Below are 18,386 nucleotides of genomic sequence, written 5' to 3'. Positions count from 1 at the left end.
GGCCTTCCGGGGTCAGGGCGTGGTCGCCGGGTGGGCGACGCGGACGGTGGTGGTGTCGAGGTCGGACGGCACGTCGACGCAGCGGTCGATGCCGCGGGCGGCCAGCAGCGCGGTGTCCGACAGTCGGGAGCGCAGGACGACCTGCGGGCCGCGGCCGTCCGGCGCGGCCTCGGCCAGGGCGAGCCAGGCGGCGGCGAACCGACCGCCGGGGGCGCAGTCGGCCCGGGTGCCGCGCCGGTCGGTGCCGTCGGACAGCACGTCGTCGAGGACGAGCGCGGTGGCCGGCGGTGCGGCGCGGGCGTCGCGGGTGTGCTCGGCGCGGGCGAGGGCGGCGAACGCCTCGCCGGCGGGCTTCAGTCGTCCGTCGTTCGTGAACAGCCCGAGGTCGTACTCGAGCTCCGGGAAGTCCGCGAGCGACCGGGCGACGTCGTGGGAGCACCACCACGTCACCCCGAGCACCTGCTGCGCGTCGAGGACGTGCCGGATGGTCTGCTCGGTGAACGCGGCGGCGTCGGCGGGGTCGACGACGTTGGTGGGGGCCCCGACCTCCTGCAGCCAGTTCGGACGGGCGGCGTCGCGGTTCCAGGCCGCGGCGAGCTGGAGCAGGTACTCCCCGTGCCGCACCGACCCGGCCCCGAGGGCGCCGTGCAGGGCCGCCGAGCCGTTGAACACCCACGAGTGTGTGACCGTGGCGTCACCGTGGTCCGCCGCGTGCTCCGGGCCGAAGGGCTGGGCGTCGTCGTACCACGCCGCGTCGTACTGCGCGACGGTGACCAGCGGCCCGGGGCGCGACCCGATGGCGGACGGGACCGACGAGGCGGGGTCGAGCCGTGCCTCCAGGCCGACCGACACGGACGACGCGGCTGACCCCGACGACCCGGCCGACCCCGACGACCCGTCCGACAGCCCCGCTCGCGCCGCCGCGACCATCGCCGCCGCCCACGCGTGCCCCTGCTCCGCCGTGATCGCGTGCGGTGCGGGGTGCGGCGCGTGTGCGAACTGGTTGACCTCGTTGCCGATGGTGATCCCGAGCAGGTTCGGCCTGTCGGCGACCGCTCCGGCGAGCGCCCGGACGTAGGCGGCGGTCGACGCGACCACGTCCGGGTCGGTGAACATGTTGCGGCGGTGCCAGCTGTCCAGCCAGGACGGCACGAAGTCGAAGCTCGACAGGTGCCCCTGCAGGGCGTCCACGTTGACGTCGAGCCCGAACGAGTCGGCGAGGTCGACGACCGTCGCGACGTCGTCGAGGGCCTGCTGCCGGATGAGTGTCCGATTCGGCTGGACGACCGGCCAGAGCGGGAAGATGCGCACGTGGTCGGCGCCGATCGACGCGATGGCCTCGAGGTCCCTGGCGGTGTCCGACCGCGAGAAGTCGAGCCACGAGTGGAACCAGCCGACCGAGGGCGTGTAGTTGACCCCGAAGCGCATCAGCCCTTCACACCGCCCTCTTCGACGCCCTTGAAGAAGAAGCGCTGCAGGACGGCGAAGATCACGGCGATCGGGATGAAGGCGATCATGGTGCCGGCCGCGATCATCCGCTGGTCGGTGGCGAACGTGCCCTGCAGGTACTGCAACCCGACGGTCAGGGTGAGGTTCTCGGGCGACTGCAGCACGATGAGCGGCCAGAGGAAGTCGTCCCACGCACCGATGAACGAGAAGATCGCGATGACGGCGATGGTCCCCTGCACGGCGGGCAGCGAGATGTAGCGCAGGCGCTGCAGGGCGTTCGCACCGTCCATCACCGCGGCCTGGTCGATCTCCTCGGGGATCTGCCGGAACGCGTTGAACATCAGCAGGACGTTGAGCGCCGCGATCATGCCGGGCAGGGCGACGCCGACCAGGTTGTCGGCGAGGCCGAGGTCCTTCACGGTGACGAACTGCGAGATGATCGTCGCCTCGCCGGGCAGCACGAGGGTGCCGAGGAACAGGCCGAGCACGAGCTTCCGGTGTCGCCACTGCAGACGGGCGAGGGCGAAGCCGGCGAGGGTCGCGAACACGATGTTGCCGAGCACGTCGATCGCGGCGACGAGCAGTGAGTTGCCGATGTACCGCCACACCGGGATCGCGGCGGCGACCTTCAGGTAGTTCTCGATGGTCGGCTCGGACGGGATGAACGACGGGTTCGCCGTGTAGATGTCCTCGCCAGCGCCCTTGAGCGACGTGGACAGCTGCCACAGGAACGGGCCGATCGTGATGAAGAGCACCACGATGAGCAGGACGTAGCGGACGACCTTCTCGCGGGTGGACATGACGCCCCAGACCGCGCGGCGCCGCTTGCGTCCGTCGCGTCCGTTCTGCCTGGAGGCCCGCCCCGCGCCCGTCGCGCCGGTCACGTCCGGCGTCGGGCTGGCTGCGCCCTGCGCGCCGCCGATGACGGGTTCGGTCGTGCTGGTCGTGTTCGTCACTTGTCCGCCTTGCTGTTCATCCGGGCGAGGGCGAGCATCGGCACGAGCGTCACGACGAAGAGCAGGAGGCTCAGGGCGGACGCGTAGCCGAGGTTGCCGGTGAAGCCGCGGGCGTACTGCTGGATGAGCATGACGAGCGAGTTGTCCTGCCCGCCGGGCCCGCCGGTGCCGTTGGTGAGGATGTAGAGCTCGCTGAACACCCGGAGCGCGGAGACGCACACCAGGATCCCGACGAGCGTCATGGTGCCGCGGACCCCGGGCATCGTGACCGACCAGAAGCGCCGGACCGCGCCGGCGCCGTCGAGCGCGGCGGCCTCGTGCAGGTCCTTGCCGACGTTCCCGAGGGCGGCCAGGAAGATGATCATGTAGTAGCCGAGCCCCTTCCACACCGTCAGGCTGATGGCGCTGAGGAGCAGCAGCCACCGGTCGGTCAGGAACGGGACGCTGCCCTGCACGACGCCGAGGGCCTGCGCCATCTCGTTGATGACGCCGCGGTCGTCGAGGATCCACGTCCAGATGAGCCCGACGACCACCGCGGACGCGATGACCGGCGTGTAGAACGCGGTGCGGAAGAACGCGATCCCGGGCAGCTTCTGCTGCACGAGCACCGCGATGAGGAGCGGGAGGACCGTCAGCAGCGGCAGGCACACCGCCATGTAGATGACGCTGTTGAGCAGCGCTTCCCACACCTGCGGGTCGGCGAGCAGGGTCTCGAAGTTCTCGACCCCGACCCACTGGCTGACGCCGCCGAGCGGGCTGGCGTTCGTGAACGACAACCGGACCGTGTTGATCGAGGGCCACAGGCTGAACGCGACGAGCCAGATCAGTGCCGGCAGGACGAGCAACCAGGGCGTGTACCAACGGTTGGCACGCATGACGATCCTCCCTCTTCCTTCTTCGGGGCTGGATCAGCCGTTGGCCAGCAGGCTGTTCATCTTGGTCTGGGCGGTCTGCAGCGCCTTCTCGGGCGCCACCTGGCCCTTCATCGCGAGGGCGATCTGCTGGTCGAGGAAGTCCGTCATCGCGGAGTTCGCCTCGACCGGGTTGATGACCTTCGCCGTCTTCAGGGCCTCGTTCGCCAGGACCCGGGCCTCGCCGTTCACGGTGCCGTCGTCCTTCGAGAAGTACGGGTCGGACTGCGACGACGTGGTGGACGGGAAGATGTTCACCTCGTGGGCGAACGCCTCCTGGTTCTTCGCGTTCGTCATGAACTTCGCGAAGGCCTCGGCGGTGGCGAGGTGCTTCGACTTGCTCGAGACCGACAGGCCCTGCACGTAGAGCGGCGGGGTGTCGAGTGCGGGGCTGACGGTGACCTTGCCCTTGAGCGACGGGTTGTTCTTCTCGAAGTCGGCGAGCGAGGTGGCACCACCGGTGGTCCAGGCGACCTTGGCCTGCGTGAACAGGGTGGAGTTGCCGAGGTAGTCGCTGTTCAGCACGTTGGAGGGCATGTAGCCGTCCTGGTACGCGTCCTTGTAGCGGTCGATCAGGTCGGCGGCCTTCGACGAGTCGGCGAAGGTGAACTTCGTGCCGTCGGCGTTGAGCACCTTGACCCCGGCGAGCGTGAAGTCACCGAGGCCCGGCTTCCGGCTCATCAGGTAGTCGGTCGGGCAGTTGTCGTGCATGGTCTTCGCCTGCGTGAACAGCTCGTCGGTGGTCTTCGGCGGGTTCTTCGCGTCGAGGCCGCACTTGGCGAACATCGTCGAGTTCCAGTAGTTCACGTCGGTGTTGAGGTACCAGGGGTACCCGAACGTGCCGTCGACGCCCTTGTACTCGTACGAGGCCAGTGCCCCGGCGACGTACGTGCTGTCGAGCTTCGAGTCGTCCTTCGCGACGTCCTGCAGGAACCCGCGCTTCGCCAGCGGCAGGGCGATGTCCGGCGGCAGGTTGATCACGTCGGGCAGGCTGTTCGACGAAGCCTGGCTGAGCACCTTGTCGGCGTACCCGTCGCCGGGCTGGTCCTGCAGCTTGACCTTCGCGTCCGGGTGGGCCTGCTCGAAGTCCTCGATGACCCCGTTGAGGTAGCCCGTGTAGGTCGGCGTGAGCGCCCAGGTCTGCAGGGTGATGGTGCCGCTGATCTCGCCGTCGCCGCCGTCGGCCGCGTTCCCGCCGCTCGAGCAGCCGGTCAGGACGAGCGCCGTCGCGGCGGCCGTCGCGAGCAGCGCGGTGGCGCGGCCCCTCGTCATGCGTGTGGTGGTCCTCATGGCGTCTGACTCCCTCGTCATAGCTGAACCGGTTCAGCAACAGTCACCGAACCCGGGTGTGGCAGCCACTGTGAATGACTAAAGCGCTATAGTCAACCCCGTGGCCACCAAGCGTCGAACGACGATCGCCGACATCGCCGCGCGAGCCGGCGTGTCCATCAGCGCGGTGTCGTTCGCGTTGAACGACCGCCCCGGTGTCTCCGACGAGACCCGCCGCCGCGTGCGCGAGATCGCCCTCGAGCTCGACTGGCAGCCGCACACCGCGGCCCGGGCACTCGGCGGTGCGAAGGCCGGTTCCATCGGGTTCGTGCTGAACCGCCCCGCCCGGACCCTGGGCACGGAATCGTTCTTCGGCGACCTGATCTCCGGCATCCAGCTCGGGCTCGCCGGCACCCACGTCGGCATGAACCTGCTCGTCGCGCGTGACGCGGACGAGGAACTCGAGACCTACCGGGACTGGTGGCGCGGACACCGTGTCGACGGCGTCATCGTGATCGACCCCCGTCGCGACGACGCCCGGCTCGCCCTGCTCGCCGACCTCGGCATGCCGACCGTCGTCGTCGGCTCGCACCCCTCCCCCGACGGCGCCGCACCCACGGTCTGGATCGACGACTCGGACGCCACCGACACGGTTCTGCGGTACCTGCACGCCCTCGGGCACCGGCGCATCGCGCACGTCGCCGGCAGGCCCGAGTTCGAGCACACCGCCATGCGCATGGACCGGCTCCGGGCGTTCGCGGCCGACGAGGGGCTCGACGACGCGGTCTCGGTACCGACGGACTACTCGGCCGAGGCCGGCGCGAGCGCCACCCGCACCCTGCTGTCGAGGAGCGTCCGACCGACCGCGATCGTCTACGACAACGACGTGCTCGCCGTCGCCGGGCTGGGCGTGGCGAGCGAGATGGGCGTCGCGGTGCCCGGCGACGTCTCGATCGTGTCCTTCGACGACTCGGCGATGATCCGGCTCGTCCGGCCGGCGATCACCTCGCTCACCCGCGACACGGTCGAGCTCGGGCAGCGTGCGGCGACCCTGCTGCGCGCGCAGATCGACGCCAGCACCCCGCTCCCGTCACGCGCGGGCCCCTCGCTCGCCCTGAGCGTCCGCGAGTCCACCGGCCGCGCCCCCGTCTGACCGCTCCGGAGGTCGGCGCCGACGACTCACTCGTGCTGCCGCCGCGACCGGCGCGCCACACCGCACCTGCGACGGCGCGGGACGACGTGGTCTTCTCCGCGCCGTGACGGTTCTGGCTCACGAAACCCGAGGATCGTGAACCAGAACCGTCATCGATGCGAAGCGGAACTGCCTTCCCCCGCGGTCGACGGTCACCGGCGGTTCGTCGGGGGTCGGACCCGCTCGAGGGCCCGCCGCATGGACGACGTCGTGCTGAAGCCGAAGCGGGTCGCGACGTCGGACGGGCGGTCTCCACGACTGAGCGCGCTCCGGACGGCGAGACTGCGGTACCAGCGGCCGAGCTGCGCGGGCGAGCATCCCGTCGCTGCGACGCACCGGCGCTCGAGGGTGCGCTCCGACATGTCGATGCCGACGAGGAGCTCCCGCACGGATGGTTGACCGGCGGGATCGAACAGGCGGTCGAGGACTCGCGCGAGACCGTTGTCGCCGAGCATCGGGGGCGGGTTGTCGCGGAGCACCGTCGTGACGACGAGTCGGGCGAGGGCCTGCTGCTGCGCGCCGTGCCACCTCCCGCCGTCCAGGTGCCCGATGTGGCGGAGCGCGAGGCCGACATCGGGTGAGGGAGCCCCGGGCGGACCGGTCGTCGCGATGGCCGGGAGTGCGAGGACCTCGTCGGCGAGGGGTCCGAGCGTTGCGGCACCGACGAGGACACCGGTCAGCGCGAAGAGTGCTTCGTGCGGGAACGCGTACGTCGCAGCGGCATCGGGCGGGCCGGAGCGCTCCGGGCCCGTGCTGATCGTGATCGTCGCGTGCCCTTCGACGAGGGCAGCGGTGCCGGCGTCGACGATCGCGATGTCGTGTCCGCGCCGGATCCACACGGAGCGGGACCGCGTCGCCACCCAGACGCGGGTGCCCGTCGGTTCGAAGTCGAGCGTCCACGCCTCGTCGTCGGACCGGACCTCGGTGCCCGGCCCGACCTGGAGCCCGACGGCGTCGATCAGTGCGCGGAGCGCATCACCCATCCGACGAGCGTGATCCACGGGCAGGACGCGCGGGCGTGGATCGGACGGTCCGTGGAAGAGGGGGGATAACCCCACCCGGGGTGGGGAGAGGGCAGGATGGGGGAACGGCTCCGCGATCGCGAGGCTGGATGCATGACCGACACCGACCGCCTCGACCAGGCGCGAACCGTCCCGCTGGACGACGCTACGCCTTCGCCCGACCAGGCCCAGACCGTCCCGCTGGGCGACTCCGTGCCCCCTGGAGCCACCAAGCCGATGCCCCAGTACCCGCGCCAGCACCACCAGGACCCCCAGGACTCCCAGGACGCCGCGCAGTCCCCGCCGGCGTCGTGGAGCGCCACCCCGCGGGTCGGGTCCGGTCCGGTCGGTGGTTCCGGTCGCGGGTCCGGCATGACCGCCGGGCAGTTCTACCGCGACGCGTGGAAGCGCCTGCCGCGGGACTTCGGCTACATGGCGCTCACCGCCGTGCTGCTCTGCACGCTGTACTTCGCGTTCCCGACGGCGATCTTCGGTGGCGGGTTCCGGGACCTGTTCAACCCCTTCGTCCTGCTCATGTTCTTCATCGCGCTGTTCGTGGCGCGGTGGCTCGGACAGTTCGAGAAGCTCCGCATGAGCTGGGCGGACCCGAGGCCGATCCGCCCGGTGGACTGGACGCCCCGCTGGCAGCAGAACTGGTGGACCCGCACGGGGTCGGCCGTCGCCAACCCGCACTACTGGCTCTACCTGCTGCACGCCGCGGTCGTGTACCCGCTCGTCGCGGTCGTGACCGTCGGGGCCGGCGCACTGCTGATCCTCGGTTTCACCTGGCCGGTCGTCGTGGCGGGCGCATGGGCGTTCGGCGGCGTGGGTGGGCTGTCGTACCCGAGCTGGGACTACGGCGTGGTGGCCGGCATCGGCGTCGCCGGGCTGCTGTCGATGGCCGCCTCGGTCGTGCTCTTCCCGCTCTGGGCCCGCGGGTCCGTCCTGGCGCACTACTGGGTCGACTTCGGCCTGCTGGGCGGCTTCCGGGCCGAGCAACTCGAGCAGCGCGTCGCCGGCCTGCAGGCCTCCCGCGCCGGTGCCGTCACCGCCGAGGGGCAGGCACTCCGCCAGATCGAGCGCGACCTGCACGACGGCCCGCAGCAGCGGCTGGTGCGACTCCGCATGGACCTGTCCGCCGCCGAGCGCGCCTTCGAGAAGGACCCCGAGAAGGCCAAGCAGCTCATCGGCGAGGCATCCGAGCACGCCCAGGACGCCCTCGACGAACTGCGCGCACTGTCACGCGGCTTCGCCCCGCCGATCCTGCTCGACCGCGGACTCGTCGCGGCGCTCGAGGCACTGGTCGCCCGCACCCCGATCCCGGTGGGCCTGGACGTCCGGCTGCCCGAGGGCCTGGAGCTCGCCACGGAGATCCAGCGCAACGTGTACTTCACGGTGAGCGAGCTCCTGACGAACACCATGAAGCACGCCGGCGCCACCACCGCCGGGGTGTACCTCGGCCTGGTCGTCGACGCCTCGGGCCTCTGGTACCTGACCGTCAGCGTCACCGACGACGGCCGGGGTGGTGCCCGGCCGCAGCAGGGCCACGGGATCGAGGGCCTGATCGGCCGCATGCGGGCCCTCGACGGCGACCTGGTCGTCTCGAGCCCCGAGGGCGGCCCGACCGAGGCCACCGCCCGGATCCCCCTCGGGGCCCTGAACGGCGTGCCGACGGCGGCGAACCAGCGGTCGTGACCCCACAGGGGCGTCCGCGCTCCCACTAGGCTGGTCGGCATGACAGACGGCCCGGATGCAGCACGCATCCGGGCCGTCGTCGTCGACGACGCCGTCCTGCTGCGCGAGGGCCTGGCCCGCGTGCTCGACGAGGCCGGCATCGACGTCATCGGGCAGTACTCCGACGCCCGGGCCTTCCTGGCGACCCTGCCCGAGGGTGCACCCGACGTCGTGGTGATGGACGTGCGGATGCCGCCCACCTTCACCGACGAGGGCGTCCGGGCCGCCGTCGAGACCCGCCGGATCGCTCCACGGACAGGTGTGCTCCTGCTCTCCCAGTACGTCGAGGCCACCTACGCCGAGGACGTCCTCGCCGCCGGCGCGACCGGCATCGGCTACCTGCTCAAGGACCGCGTCACCCGGCTCGAGGAGATCGACGACGCCGTCCGCCGCATCGCCGCCGGCGGCACCGTGCTCGACCCCGAGGTCGTCACGCAGCTGATGAGCCGCCGTCGCGACCCGCTCGCAGCCCTGACCCCGCGCGAACGTGACGTGCTCGGGCTGATGGCCGAGGGCCGCACGAACGCCGCCATCGCCCGCGCCCTGGTGATCGGCACCGGCGCCGTCGAGAAGCACGTGTCGAGCATCTTCGGCAAGCTCGCACTCGAGGACACCGGAGAGGACCACCGCCGTGTCCTCGCCGTCCTCGCCTACCTGGGATGAACCGGGTCCCCGCGCCCCTGCTGGCCCTCACCGCGATGGTGTCCGTCCAGCTCGGCGCCGCGATCGCGAAGACCCACTTCGACGACGTCGGCGCGGTCGGGGCGGCCACGCTCCGGCTCGTCATCGGCGCCGTCGTGCTCGCCCTGGTGATCCGCCCGCGGATCCGGCACTGGACGCGGGCGCAGTGGCTCGGTGCGATCGGGCTCGGCCTGGCGCTCGGTGGCATGAACGTCTTCATCTACCTGTCGTTCGCGAGCATCCCGATCGGTGTCGCCGTGACGATCGAGTTCCTCGGGCCGCTCGCCCTGTCGCTCGTGCACACCCGGCGGTGGCGCGATGCGCTGTGGGCCGTGCTGGCGCTCGCCGGGGTCGTGCTGCTCGGCGTGGGCCCGACCGCGGTGACCGAGGTGGGCGGTGTCGTCTGGGCGGTCCTGGCCGCCGGGTGCTGGGCGGGCTACATCGTGATGAACCGGCACGTCGGCGCCGCGATCCCCGGCGTCGACGGGCTCGTCGTGTCGATGGTGGTCGCGATGCTCGTGTCGTTGCCGTTCGGGCTCCGGTCCGCGGTCGACGGCGTCCTGCACGAACCGACGCTCCTGCTCGTCTTCGGTGCGGTCGCCGTGCTGTCGAGCGTGCTGCCGTACGCCCTCGAGATGCTCGCGCTCCGCCGGATGCCGACGCGTGTGTTCGGCGTGCTGCAGAGCCTCGGCCCGGCGATCGCCGCCCTGGCCGGCCTGGTGGTGCTGGCCGAGGGGTTGACGGTGCTCGAGACGGTCGCCCTGGCGTGCGTCACCGCCGCGAGCGTCGGCGTGACGCTGTCGGCGCGTCGCCGACGCGGCGGACCGGTGGGGTGAACGAAGAGGAGGCCCGGATCACGTCCGCCGACAGCGGTGCGTGATCCGGGCCTCCTGGGAAAAGACCGTCTACTCGTCGCGCAGGAAGTCTGCGTACGTGGGTTCCGACTGCTCGCCCGACAGGAGGGACGGATCGTTGATCCGACGCTCGACGTAGGCGCTGATGACCTCGGGCGGGGTGAGCACGTGGGCGACCCAGGACGGCACCGCTGCGTTCTTCATGGTGCCTCCTTCTGGAACAGGGGTCCGGACCGGATGCCTCGATCAGTGAGCTACTTGCTGAACCCGTGTTCGCTAAACCATCCTCGGGGTGCGGGCGGAAGTCAACGCAGTGCGCTCTGCGGACTCCGGTTCGCGCTGTCCCGGTCGGCACGGAGCGTGCGGTGCTTCACCGCGGAGCGCCACACCCACGCCTCGGCCTGCTGCCCGAACTGCGCCCACTCCACCAGCACGGCGTCGCGGGTCCAGCTCTTCGCGAAGGCCTTCACCCGGACGTGGAAGGTCGGGAACTGGACCCACGCCCAGACCGGCTTCGGGGTGACGGCGTGGCAGACGTCACCGCCGCGGGCGTCCTCGGACAGGGAGTACGCGCGCGGACGCTCGACCTCCGGGTGTTCCGGGGGCTGCCACCGGTTCTCACGACGCCGTCCCACGACGGTATTCGAACGTGTGTTCGAACGACAGTCAAGTCGACCGCGTCGTCTGGACGAGCACCCGGGGCCGGACGGGCGTGTCGTCGGGGCGCCGAACGGTGGGGAGCGTGTTCCCCTGGCGGGGTGCCGGGGCATAGGGTGCGGGCATGCAGAGCAGCACGGGGGTACGGGTGGTGTCGGCGGCCGCGGTGGTGGCGGCGCTGGTGTTCGGGGCGGCCGGACTGGTCGGGACGGTCTGGTTGGCGCCCTGGGACCTGCCCCGCGGGCTGCTCCTCGGCGCCACGGTCGTCGCCGGCATCGCCGCCGTCGTCGTGCTCGTCGCCGCGGTGCGTGCTCGGGACCGCCGGGCGCTCACGTTCGCGGTGTCCGTGCTCGCGCTCGTGTCGCTGGTTCCCGGCCTGTTGATCGACGTGTTCCTCGTCGTCGCGCAGGCGGCGCTCGTGGCCTTCGGCGTCGTCACCGTCCGGAGTGCGCCGGGTGTGCAGCGGGCCTTCGGCTGGATCGTCACGGTGGCGGCTGCGGCGTGGTTCGTCACCGCACTGCTGTCGGAGACCGTGCTCCTCACGGCGCTCCCGCAGGAGTCCCTCGGCGTGGCCTTCGCGCTCCCGGGGCTGCTGCAGACCGTCGCGTACCTGGGCGCGGCGGTGCTCGTCGCGGTGCCGCTGCTGCGCCCGGTGGGCCGCGGCGTCGGCGTGCTGTGGGCATCGGCCCAGGTGCGCTGACCCGGACTCTCCCCCCTCAGCCTGCGCGGGCGGCCAGGCGCTCGGAGCGTCGGCGTGCCTGCTCCCCGGGGTCCGGCACGGGGGCGGCCTGGATGAGCCGTCGTGTGTACGGGTCCTGGGGCGAGCGCAGGATGGCGTCGCGCGTCCCGTGTTCGGCGACCCGGCCGCCGTGCAGCACGACGACCCGGTCGCACAGGGTGTCGACCACGGCCAGGTCGTGCGTGACGAACAGGCACGCGAACCCGAGGCGCTCCTGCAGCTCGCGGAACACGTCGAGCACGCGGGCCTGCACCGACACGTCGAGCGCGCTCGTCGGCTCGTCGGCGATCAGGAGCGCGGGGTCGAGGGCCACCGCGCGGGCGATCGCGACGCGTTGCCGTTGGCCGCCGGAGAGTTCGTGCGGGTAGCGCTCGGCGTACCCACCGTCGAGACCGACGTCGGCGAGGAGTCGCTCGACACGCTCCTCGACCTGCACCGCCGGCAGCCGGAGGATCTGGCGGAGCGGCTCGGCGACGGTCTGCCCGACGGTGTACCGGGGGTTGAGCGACCGGAGCGGGTTCTGGAACACCACGCCGACGTGCTGGCGCATCTGCCGGCGGGCGGCTCGTCGTGCGCCGGCGACGTCGGCGCCGTCGACGACCACCGAACCCGAGGTGATCGGCGCGAGGCCGACCGCGGCCCGGCCGATGGTGGTCTTGCCGCTGCCGGACTCCCCCACCAGGCCGACGATCTCGCCACGGCCGACGGTGAACGACACGTCGTCGACGGCGCGGAAGCGCCCCCGCAGGGCGCCGCCGTACTCGACCACGAGGTGCCGGACGTCCAGGACGGCGGCCGGGGGCTCCGTGGCGGGGTCGAGCCGAGCCTCCTGTCCGGACCCGGTGCCCATCCGCGGGACCGCAGCGAGGAGTTCCCGCGTGGAGTCGGCGGACGGTGCGGCGAAGACCGCGTCGGCGGTGCCGGTCTCGACGACGCGTCCGCGGCGCATCACGACCACGCGGTCGGCGAGGTCCGCGACGACGCCCATGTCGTGGGTGATGAGCAGGATCGCGGTGCCGGTGCGCTCGCGCAGCGCGCGGAGGACATCGAGGACCTCGGCCTGCACGGTGACGTCGAGGGCTGTCGTCGGCTCGTCCGCGATGAGCAGGTCCGGGTCGGCGGCGAGCGCCATCGCGATCATCACGCGCTGGGCCTGCCCGCCGGAGAGCTCGTGCGGGTACTGGCCCAGGCGGCGTTCGGGTTCGGGGACCTCCACGGCGCGGAGCAGCTCGAGCGAGCGTTCCCGGACGGCGGCGCGGTCGTGCGGCCCGTCGGTGCGTCGGACGGCCTCGGCGAGCTGGAACCCGATGGTGAACACCGGGTTCAGGGCCGCGGACGGGTCCTGGAAGATCATCGACACGCTGCGGCCCCGGACCGACCGGAGGGTGCGCTCGTCGGTGCCGATGACCTCGAGGTCGCCGAGCCGGATGCTCCCCGAGGCGTGCGCACCGTCGGGGGCGATGCCCATCGCGGTCATCGCGGTCATGCTCTTGCCGGAGCCGGACTCCCCCACGACCGCGACGACCTCGCCCCGGGTGACGGTGAACGAGGCGTCGTCGACGGCGCGGACGACCTCGCCGTCGACGTCGAAGGTGACGGTGAGGTGCTCGACGATCAGGACGTCGGTGGTGCCGCTCATGGGGTCTCCGGGGGGTCGGTGTCGTCGCGGGCGGCCTTGAAGGCCTCCCACTCCTCGAGCATCTTGCGGTGGTAGCCCTGCAGCCACTGCATGTAGTCGCGGCCGTTGAGCAGGCGCTCGCGGACCTCGGCGTCCACGTCGCCCGTGCCGGTACGGCCGGCACCCTCGACGACGGCGAGCCCGCGGCCGATGATGTCGCGCTGCCGGTCGAGGTACTTCCGTTCGCTGGCGAGCCAGGAGCCCCAGACGTCGGCCTCGGCGCGGAAGTAGTGGCTGCGCTCGCCGGGGACGATGTGGCGCTTCACGAACCCGGAGTCGACGAGCCGCCGGGTGGCCATCGACACCGACCCCGAGCTGGCGCCGAGCGCTGCCTGCAGGTCGGACGACGACGAGTGCGGTGCGCGGGTCATCATCAGGTAGCCGAGCACCCGGGCGTCGGTGAGGGGCATGCCCGCGCCGTCGTTGAGCATCAGGGCGAACTCCTCGACGAACGCCTGGCGCTCCGGTCCGAGCAGCCGGTCGTCGTCGGGGGCCCCGTCGCCGGTGCCCCTGTCGTCGGTCACGAGGCGAGCCCGGCGGCCGCCTCGGGTCGCTCCTCCGGGATCGACCACGGCTCCTGCGACATGCCGCCGCCGCCGCGGATCGCCCGGACGGTGCCGTCGTCGTCGCGCGTGTAGGTGATGTCCTCGTCGACCGAGCCGAAGCGGTTGCCGTGGGTCATCCGCAGGGTGTCGGCGTCGACGACCTCGAGCCGGGTGGGGGTGTCCATCGGTTCGGCGCCGGACGGGTCGACCTCGACGAGCCGGTCACCGATCCGGGCGACGTCGGTGACGCCCCACGGGTTGGCGAAGCGCCCGGTGAAGGCGGAGGTGTCCACGTCGTCGGGCACCGGGGTCCCCGGGGCGTCGGCGTCGGCTGCCGCGTCGAGCATGGCGATGACCGCGGTGGCGATGAGCGTGGCGGGTCCGGCGGCGGCACTCGTCAGCACGGACACGACGAGCCCGGACGCCGGGTCGAACATCGACTGGGTGATGTGCCCCGGGAACCCGCCCGAGTGGCCGCGGATCTCCCGTCCGCCGATCCGGTCGACGATGAAGCCGGCGCCGTAGCCCCGGGCGGCGGGGTCGTCGGTGGCGCTCCAGGCCTTCCGCTGCGCGAGGCGCTTGGAGTGGTCGTCGAGCAGGGTGCCCTGCCCGATCACGTGCTGCGAGAAGTAACGGACCAGGTCGGACGCGGTGCCGTGGAACCCGGTGGCGGCGGCCATCGCGCGGGTGTCGACGTGGTCGATGCGCTGCCGGTGCCGCGCGGTGTGGAAGCCGGTGTACCCGACCACGAAGTCGTCGGCGCGTGCGGGGTCCCAGTCGGGGCCGGTGTTCCGCAAGCCCAGGGGTTCGATGATCGACTCCCGCACGAAGTCGTTGTACGACCGCCCGGACACCGCGGCGATGACCAGGCCGAGCAGGGAGTAGCCGAGGTTCGAGTAGTTGAACGACGAGCCGGTCGGGACCTTCTGGCCCCGGTCGAGGACGAGCGCCAGGAGTTCCTGCTCGTCGGGGAACGGCCGGAGCAGGGACCAGTAGTCGCCGTCGTGCCCGTCGCGGATGACGCCGGCACCCATCTCCATGAGCTCGCGCAGGGTGGCGTCGGCGAGCGGGGAGCCGCCGTCGACCAGTGCCGGGACGTACGTGCCGACGGTGTCGTCGAGCCGGAGCGACCCGCGCTCGGCGAGCTGGAGCAGGGCCGTCGCGGTAAAGGTCTTCGAGTGCGAAGCGATGCGGAACAGGTCGGTGGTGGTCAGCCGACGCCCGGCCTCGACGTCGGCGTAGCCCCAGGCCTCGTCGAACAGGACCTCGCCGCCGTACCCGACGGCGACCTGCACGCCGGGCACCCGCAGCTGCCACACCTTGTACGACACCCACTCCCGGATGTAGGGCAGGGTCTTCCGGTACGCGGAGAGGGTGTCGGTCACGGTGGTCCTTTCGAGAACGGTTCTGCAGCGAGTCTGGCGCGTCAGCGCCGACGTGGGTCGAGTGCGGCGCGCAGCGTGTCGCCGAGCGCGATGACGGCGAGCACGGTCACGGCGAGGAACGCCGCCGGGGCGATGAGCATGTGCGGGGCCCGGAGGAACTGCGACGTCGCCGCGGACAGCTGCAGCCCCCACGAGATCGCCGGACGTTCCAGCCCGATGCCGAGGTAGGTCAGCGACGACTCGGACACGACGACCCCGCCGACGGTGATGGTGGCGAGCACGAGCAGCGGCGAGATCGACGACGGCAGCACGTACCGGGTGGTGATCCGCCACGTCGACAACCCCATCGTCCGGGCGGCGAGCACGAACTCGGCGCCCCGGACGCTGCGGACGCTCGACCGCACGAGCCGGGCCATCGTCGGCCACCCGAACAGGGCGAGCACGAGCGACACCGTGAGCACCGACCGCTCCCCCACGCTGTTCAGCACGACGACGGCGCCCAGCAGGAACGGGAAGCCGAGGAACACGTCGGTGAGCCGGGCGAGTACGGCGTCGACCCACCCGCCGACCATGCCCGCGACGGTCCCGACGACGACCGCGACCATGCCGGCGAGCAGGGTCGTGAGCACCGCGACGGCGATCGACGACCGGGTGCCCCAGACGACGTTCGCGTACACGTCGCAGCCCTGCAGGTCGAAGCCGAACGGGTGCCCGGCGGTCGGTGACGCCCCGCTCCGGCCGAGGTCGCACACCCGGGGGTCGCCGTGGCCGAACAGCCCGGCGAACAGCTGCGGGAACGCCGCGATGAGCAGGACCACCACGAGCACCGACCCGGGCACCCAGAACCCCGGCGTCCGTGCGGCGGCGAGCAGTGGCCGGCGCCGGACTCCGACGACGGGCTCGACGGTGGCGCCGAGGGCTTCGGTGGTCATCGGGAGGCTCCTGTCCGGACGCGCGGGTCGAGGGCGGCGTGCAGCAGGTCGACGAGCACGCTCGTGACGAGGAACACCAGGATGAGGGCGGTCGAGATGCCGACGACGACGGCGCCCTCGTGCGAACGGATGCCCTGGAACAGCAGGTTGCCGACACCCGGCAGGTTGAAGATGCCCTCGATGATGACGGTGCCGCCCATCAGGTACCCGAGGTCGGTCGCCAGGTAGGTGGCGGTGGGGATGAGCGAGTTCCGCAGCACGTGCACGCCGACGATCCGGCCCGGCGCGAGCCCCTTGGCACGGGCCGTCCGCACGTAGTCGGCGTCGAGCGTCTCGATCATCGACGTCCGGGTGAGTCGGGACACCGCGGCCAGGCCGAACAGGGCGATCACGAACGCCGGCAGGACGTACGCGGTCGGCCACCCGGCGGTGACGCCCGCGACGGGGAACCAGTGCAGCCGCACCGAGAACACCAGCTGCAGGGCCACGCCGAGCACGAACACGGGCACGGCGCCGACGACGATGGTGCCGACGAGCACCGTCTTGTCGAGCACGGTGCCGCGCTTGAGCGCCGAGACCACGCCGAGCCCGATGCCGAGGACGATCTCGAGCGCCCATGCGCTCAGCGCCAGCGTGATCGTCACGGGCCACCGCGAGGCCATCTGCTCGCCGACGGACTGCCCGTTGAAGTCGGTGCCGAAGTCACCCCGGAACAGGCCGCCCAGGTACTGCACGTACTGCAGCCACAGCGGCTGGTCCAGGTGGTACTCCGCCCGCAGCGCCCGCACGACCGAGTCGGTGAGGGGGCGCTCACCGCCGAGCGCCTTGATCGGGTCGCCGGGCAGCGCGAACGTCATCGCGTAGATCAGGAAGGTCACCCCGAGGAACACGATGACCAGGCCGCCGAGTCGGCGACCGACGGCGAGCGTCGGACGCATCACGCGCCTCTCCCCACCGGCACGGCCGGCCCGCCGCTGGCGCGTCGGTCCGGAACCGGCGGCGTGGGCCCAGGCTCTCCCGGGGTGACCAGTGACGGTCGGGAGGCGCGGGTCGGGTTCGCCACGTGCGCCGCGCAGGCGAGGATCGCCCCGTACTGCACGCCCACGAGCTTCCCCACCGGGATCGGCTGCGCACCCGTCGACGCGTCCGCCTGCCAGTGCGCGTACCGCTCGGCCAGGCGGTCGCGGAGCCGCCGGAGCGGCGCGGACGCCGTGCCGGCGGTCGTCTCCGCCTCGACGGCCCGCAGGAGCATGCCGCCGTAACGCAGGCGGAAGCAGCGGACGAGGTCCTCGCAGCCGAAGCGCTCCGCGACGGTGGCCGTCCGGTCGGCCGGTTCCCGCTCGGCCCGGCGGCGGTCGGTGTCCGCGATCCCGACGAGCATCGGGACGAACGCCCGGGAGGCCTCGACGAACGGGGACGGGATCGAGAGCATCGGAGACGCCTCGTCGAGGAACGCCTGCAGTTCCGCACCCGAGGCACCGAGCTCGTCCGCGCACCGGCGCAGCAGGTCGGCGTACGACTCGTCGGTCGGGGTCTGGTCGTCGGCGTCGGGGTGGCTCCAGTACGGCAGCTCGGCCACCACGCAGAGGGCGCCGTGGCGCATCGCCCACGCCGCGCTCGACCCGCCGTGGATGTGCTCGCCGGGATCCACGCCGAGCTCCTCGAGGTAGTCGTACGCCGTCTCGATGCCGTCCATCGCGAACACCGCCGGGCCGATCTCCCGCAGGTACGGGGACTCCGGCTCCCCGGTGTCGAGCGGCAGCCCGAGTGCGGCCGGCACCGCGTGCAGGGTGTCGACGACGTCGGGCAGGTCCTCGGACAGGTAGTAGTAGACGCCGCCCATCTCGCCGTTGTGCAGGCTCACGTGAGCAGGTCCGGCTCGGTGTCGTCGATGAGCCGCATGAACGCGAGCGTCTCGGGCAGCACCTGGTCGAAGTACACCGACTTGTAGCTGTTCGGGAACGTCCACTCGACCTGGCTGTCCGGGGCGGGCCGGTAGAAGTGCCGCGAGTAGAAGACCCGGTCGTGCGGGTCGTGGAACCACGCCTCGTTGAGCCGCATGCCGTCCGGGTCGATCGTCGGGACGATGTGCCAGGTGACGTCGAGCCCGGCCACTCGCTCGTCGCCGAGGGCCGTCTCGGCGAGGTGCAGCGCCGTCCACGAACCGATCGGCTCGTTCGGGTGCACCCCGCCGACCACGACGGCCGCGTGCGACCCGGTGCCGATGCGGTAGCTGTGCAGGGGTTCGCCGAGGCGGCTCGTGCCGATCCGGGTGACCGTGACCCGGTCCGGGTGTGCCGCGGCGAGCTCGGCGAACCGTGCGTGCAGGTCGTCGACGAGCGGGAAGCCGTCGCGGTCGGGGACGTCGCGGACCAGGTCGAGGACGGTGTGCTGCTCCATGCC

Annotated in this window: 19 protein-coding genes; 5 read left to right on the top strand and 14 right to left on the bottom strand. The window is 71.9% G+C overall.

The features are described 5' to 3' along the window. Positions 1–12: 12 nt before the first annotated feature. From DEJ30_RS04275 to DEJ30_RS04260, 4 genes are read right to left on the bottom strand one after another with little or no spacing between them, the layout of a single operon-like run. A complete protein-coding gene (locus tag DEJ30_RS04275; RefSeq protein ID WP_110859205.1) occupies positions 13–1,428 on the bottom strand; it encodes a cellulase family glycosylhydrolase in 1,416 nt (471 codons plus the stop codon). Next, positions 1,428–2,405: a carbohydrate ABC transporter permease gene (locus DEJ30_RS04270; RefSeq protein WP_196783367.1), complete on the bottom strand. Its 978-nt coding sequence runs from the start codon at positions 2,403–2,405 to the stop codon at positions 1,428–1,430. The genes DEJ30_RS04275 and DEJ30_RS04270 overlap by 1 nt, the downstream gene beginning before the upstream one ends. Next, positions 2,402–3,280 carry a carbohydrate ABC transporter permease gene (locus tag DEJ30_RS04265; protein WP_110859204.1) on the bottom strand — a complete coding sequence of 293 codons (879 nt, stop codon included), beginning with the start codon at positions 3,278–3,280 and terminating at the stop codon, positions 2,402–2,404. The genes DEJ30_RS04270 and DEJ30_RS04265 overlap by 4 nt, the downstream gene beginning before the upstream one ends. A gap of 33 nt (positions 3,281–3,313) precedes the next feature. Further along, a complete protein-coding gene (locus DEJ30_RS04260; RefSeq protein WP_110859203.1) occupies positions 3,314–4,588 on the bottom strand; it encodes a sugar ABC transporter substrate-binding protein in 1,275 nt (424 codons plus the stop codon). A 118-nt stretch (positions 4,589–4,706) separates the two neighbouring features. On the opposite strand from DEJ30_RS04260, the gene DEJ30_RS04255 reads away from it, so the two are divergent. Further along, positions 4,707–5,738 carry a LacI family DNA-binding transcriptional regulator gene (locus DEJ30_RS04255; RefSeq protein ID WP_110859202.1) on the top strand — a complete coding sequence of 344 codons (1,032 nt, stop codon included), beginning with the start codon at positions 4,707–4,709 and terminating at the stop codon, positions 5,736–5,738. Positions 5,739–5,929: 191 nt separating this feature from the next. On the opposite strand, the gene DEJ30_RS04250 is transcribed toward DEJ30_RS04255, so the two are convergent. Continuing rightward, a complete protein-coding gene (locus DEJ30_RS04250; protein WP_110859201.1) occupies positions 5,930–6,760 on the bottom strand; it encodes a helix-turn-helix domain-containing protein in 831 nt (276 codons plus the stop codon). A 132-nt stretch (positions 6,761–6,892) separates the two neighbouring features. Here DEJ30_RS04250 and DEJ30_RS04245 point away from each other — a divergent pair, with 132 nt between their 5' ends. Genes DEJ30_RS04245 through DEJ30_RS04235 form a run of 3 tightly spaced genes read left to right on the top strand, consistent with a single transcriptional unit; the run spans position 6,893 to position 10,029 of the window. Continuing rightward, positions 6,893–8,473: a sensor histidine kinase gene (locus DEJ30_RS04245; RefSeq protein ID WP_110859200.1), complete on the top strand. Its 1,581-nt coding sequence runs from the start codon at positions 6,893–6,895 to the stop codon at positions 8,471–8,473. 39 nt (positions 8,474–8,512) lie between these two features. After that, on the top strand, positions 8,513–9,175 hold the full coding sequence (locus DEJ30_RS04240; protein ID WP_027464682.1) for a response regulator transcription factor: 663 nt from the start codon (positions 8,513–8,515) through the stop codon (positions 9,173–9,175). After that, a complete protein-coding gene (locus tag DEJ30_RS04235; RefSeq protein WP_110859199.1) occupies positions 9,172–10,029 on the top strand; it encodes a DMT family transporter in 858 nt (285 codons plus the stop codon). The genes DEJ30_RS04240 and DEJ30_RS04235 overlap by 4 nt, the downstream gene beginning before the upstream one ends. Positions 10,030–10,098: 69 nt before the next feature. On the opposite strand, the gene DEJ30_RS18060 is transcribed toward DEJ30_RS04235, so the two are convergent. Together DEJ30_RS18060 and DEJ30_RS04230 are read right to left on the bottom strand one after the other, a co-directional pair. Beyond that, positions 10,099–10,251: a hypothetical protein gene (locus DEJ30_RS18060; RefSeq protein ID WP_163343414.1), complete on the bottom strand. Its 153-nt coding sequence runs from the start codon at positions 10,249–10,251 to the stop codon at positions 10,099–10,101. Between the two features lie 101 nt (positions 10,252–10,352). Then, positions 10,353–10,682 (bottom strand): hypothetical protein, encoded by a 330-nt coding sequence (locus DEJ30_RS04230; RefSeq protein ID WP_110859198.1) that lies wholly within the window; start codon positions 10,680–10,682, stop codon positions 10,353–10,355. Positions 10,683–10,828: 146 nt separating this feature from the next. On the opposite strand from DEJ30_RS04230, the gene DEJ30_RS04225 reads away from it, so the two are divergent. Further along, positions 10,829–11,404, top strand: a complete 576-nt coding sequence (locus tag DEJ30_RS04225) for a hypothetical protein (protein WP_146238493.1) — start codon at positions 10,829–10,831, stop codon at positions 11,402–11,404. Positions 11,405–11,420: 16 nt separating this feature from the next. Here the strand turns inward: DEJ30_RS04225 and DEJ30_RS04220 are convergent, their stop codons facing one another. The 7 genes from DEJ30_RS04220 to DEJ30_RS04190 are packed head-to-tail and all read right to left on the bottom strand — an operon-like array spanning position 11,421 to position 18,383. Further along, positions 11,421–13,082, bottom strand: coding sequence for an ABC transporter ATP-binding protein (locus tag DEJ30_RS04220; RefSeq protein WP_110859196.1), 1,662 nt, complete (start codon positions 13,080–13,082; stop codon positions 11,421–11,423). Continuing rightward, the gene (locus DEJ30_RS04215) at positions 13,079–13,645 is read right to left on the bottom strand and encodes a GbsR/MarR family transcriptional regulator (protein ID WP_110859195.1); all 567 of its coding nucleotides are present in this window, start codon (positions 13,643–13,645) and stop codon (positions 13,079–13,081) included. The genes DEJ30_RS04220 and DEJ30_RS04215 overlap by 4 nt, the downstream gene beginning before the upstream one ends. Further along, positions 13,642–15,051 (bottom strand): serine hydrolase, encoded by a 1,410-nt coding sequence (locus tag DEJ30_RS04210; RefSeq protein ID WP_258369810.1) that lies wholly within the window; start codon positions 15,049–15,051, stop codon positions 13,642–13,644. The genes DEJ30_RS04215 and DEJ30_RS04210 overlap by 4 nt, the downstream gene beginning before the upstream one ends. Before the next feature lie 41 nt (positions 15,052–15,092). Further along, on the bottom strand, positions 15,093–15,983 hold the full coding sequence (locus DEJ30_RS04205) for an ABC transporter permease (protein ID WP_110859194.1): 891 nt from the start codon (positions 15,981–15,983) through the stop codon (positions 15,093–15,095). Then, positions 15,980–16,921 carry an ABC transporter permease gene (locus DEJ30_RS04200; RefSeq protein ID WP_110859193.1) on the bottom strand — a complete coding sequence of 314 codons (942 nt, stop codon included), beginning with the start codon at positions 16,919–16,921 and terminating at the stop codon, positions 15,980–15,982. The genes DEJ30_RS04205 and DEJ30_RS04200 overlap by 4 nt, the downstream gene beginning before the upstream one ends. Then, positions 16,921–17,847, bottom strand: coding sequence for a hypothetical protein (locus DEJ30_RS04195; RefSeq protein WP_110859192.1), 927 nt, complete (start codon positions 17,845–17,847; stop codon positions 16,921–16,923). The genes DEJ30_RS04200 and DEJ30_RS04195 overlap by 1 nt, the downstream gene beginning before the upstream one ends. Continuing rightward, positions 17,844–18,383, bottom strand: a complete 540-nt coding sequence (locus DEJ30_RS04190; RefSeq protein WP_110859191.1) for a M14 family zinc carboxypeptidase — start codon at positions 18,381–18,383, stop codon at positions 17,844–17,846. The genes DEJ30_RS04195 and DEJ30_RS04190 overlap by 4 nt, the downstream gene beginning before the upstream one ends. Positions 18,384–18,386 lie beyond the last annotated feature (3 nt).

The organism is Curtobacterium sp. MCPF17_003, assembly GCF_003224385.1.
Lineage (GTDB): Bacteria > Actinomycetota > Actinomycetes > Actinomycetales > Microbacteriaceae > Curtobacterium > Curtobacterium flaccumfaciens.
Note: the sequence above shows the minus strand (reverse complement) of the source record. Positions and strands in the feature narration are given on the sequence as shown.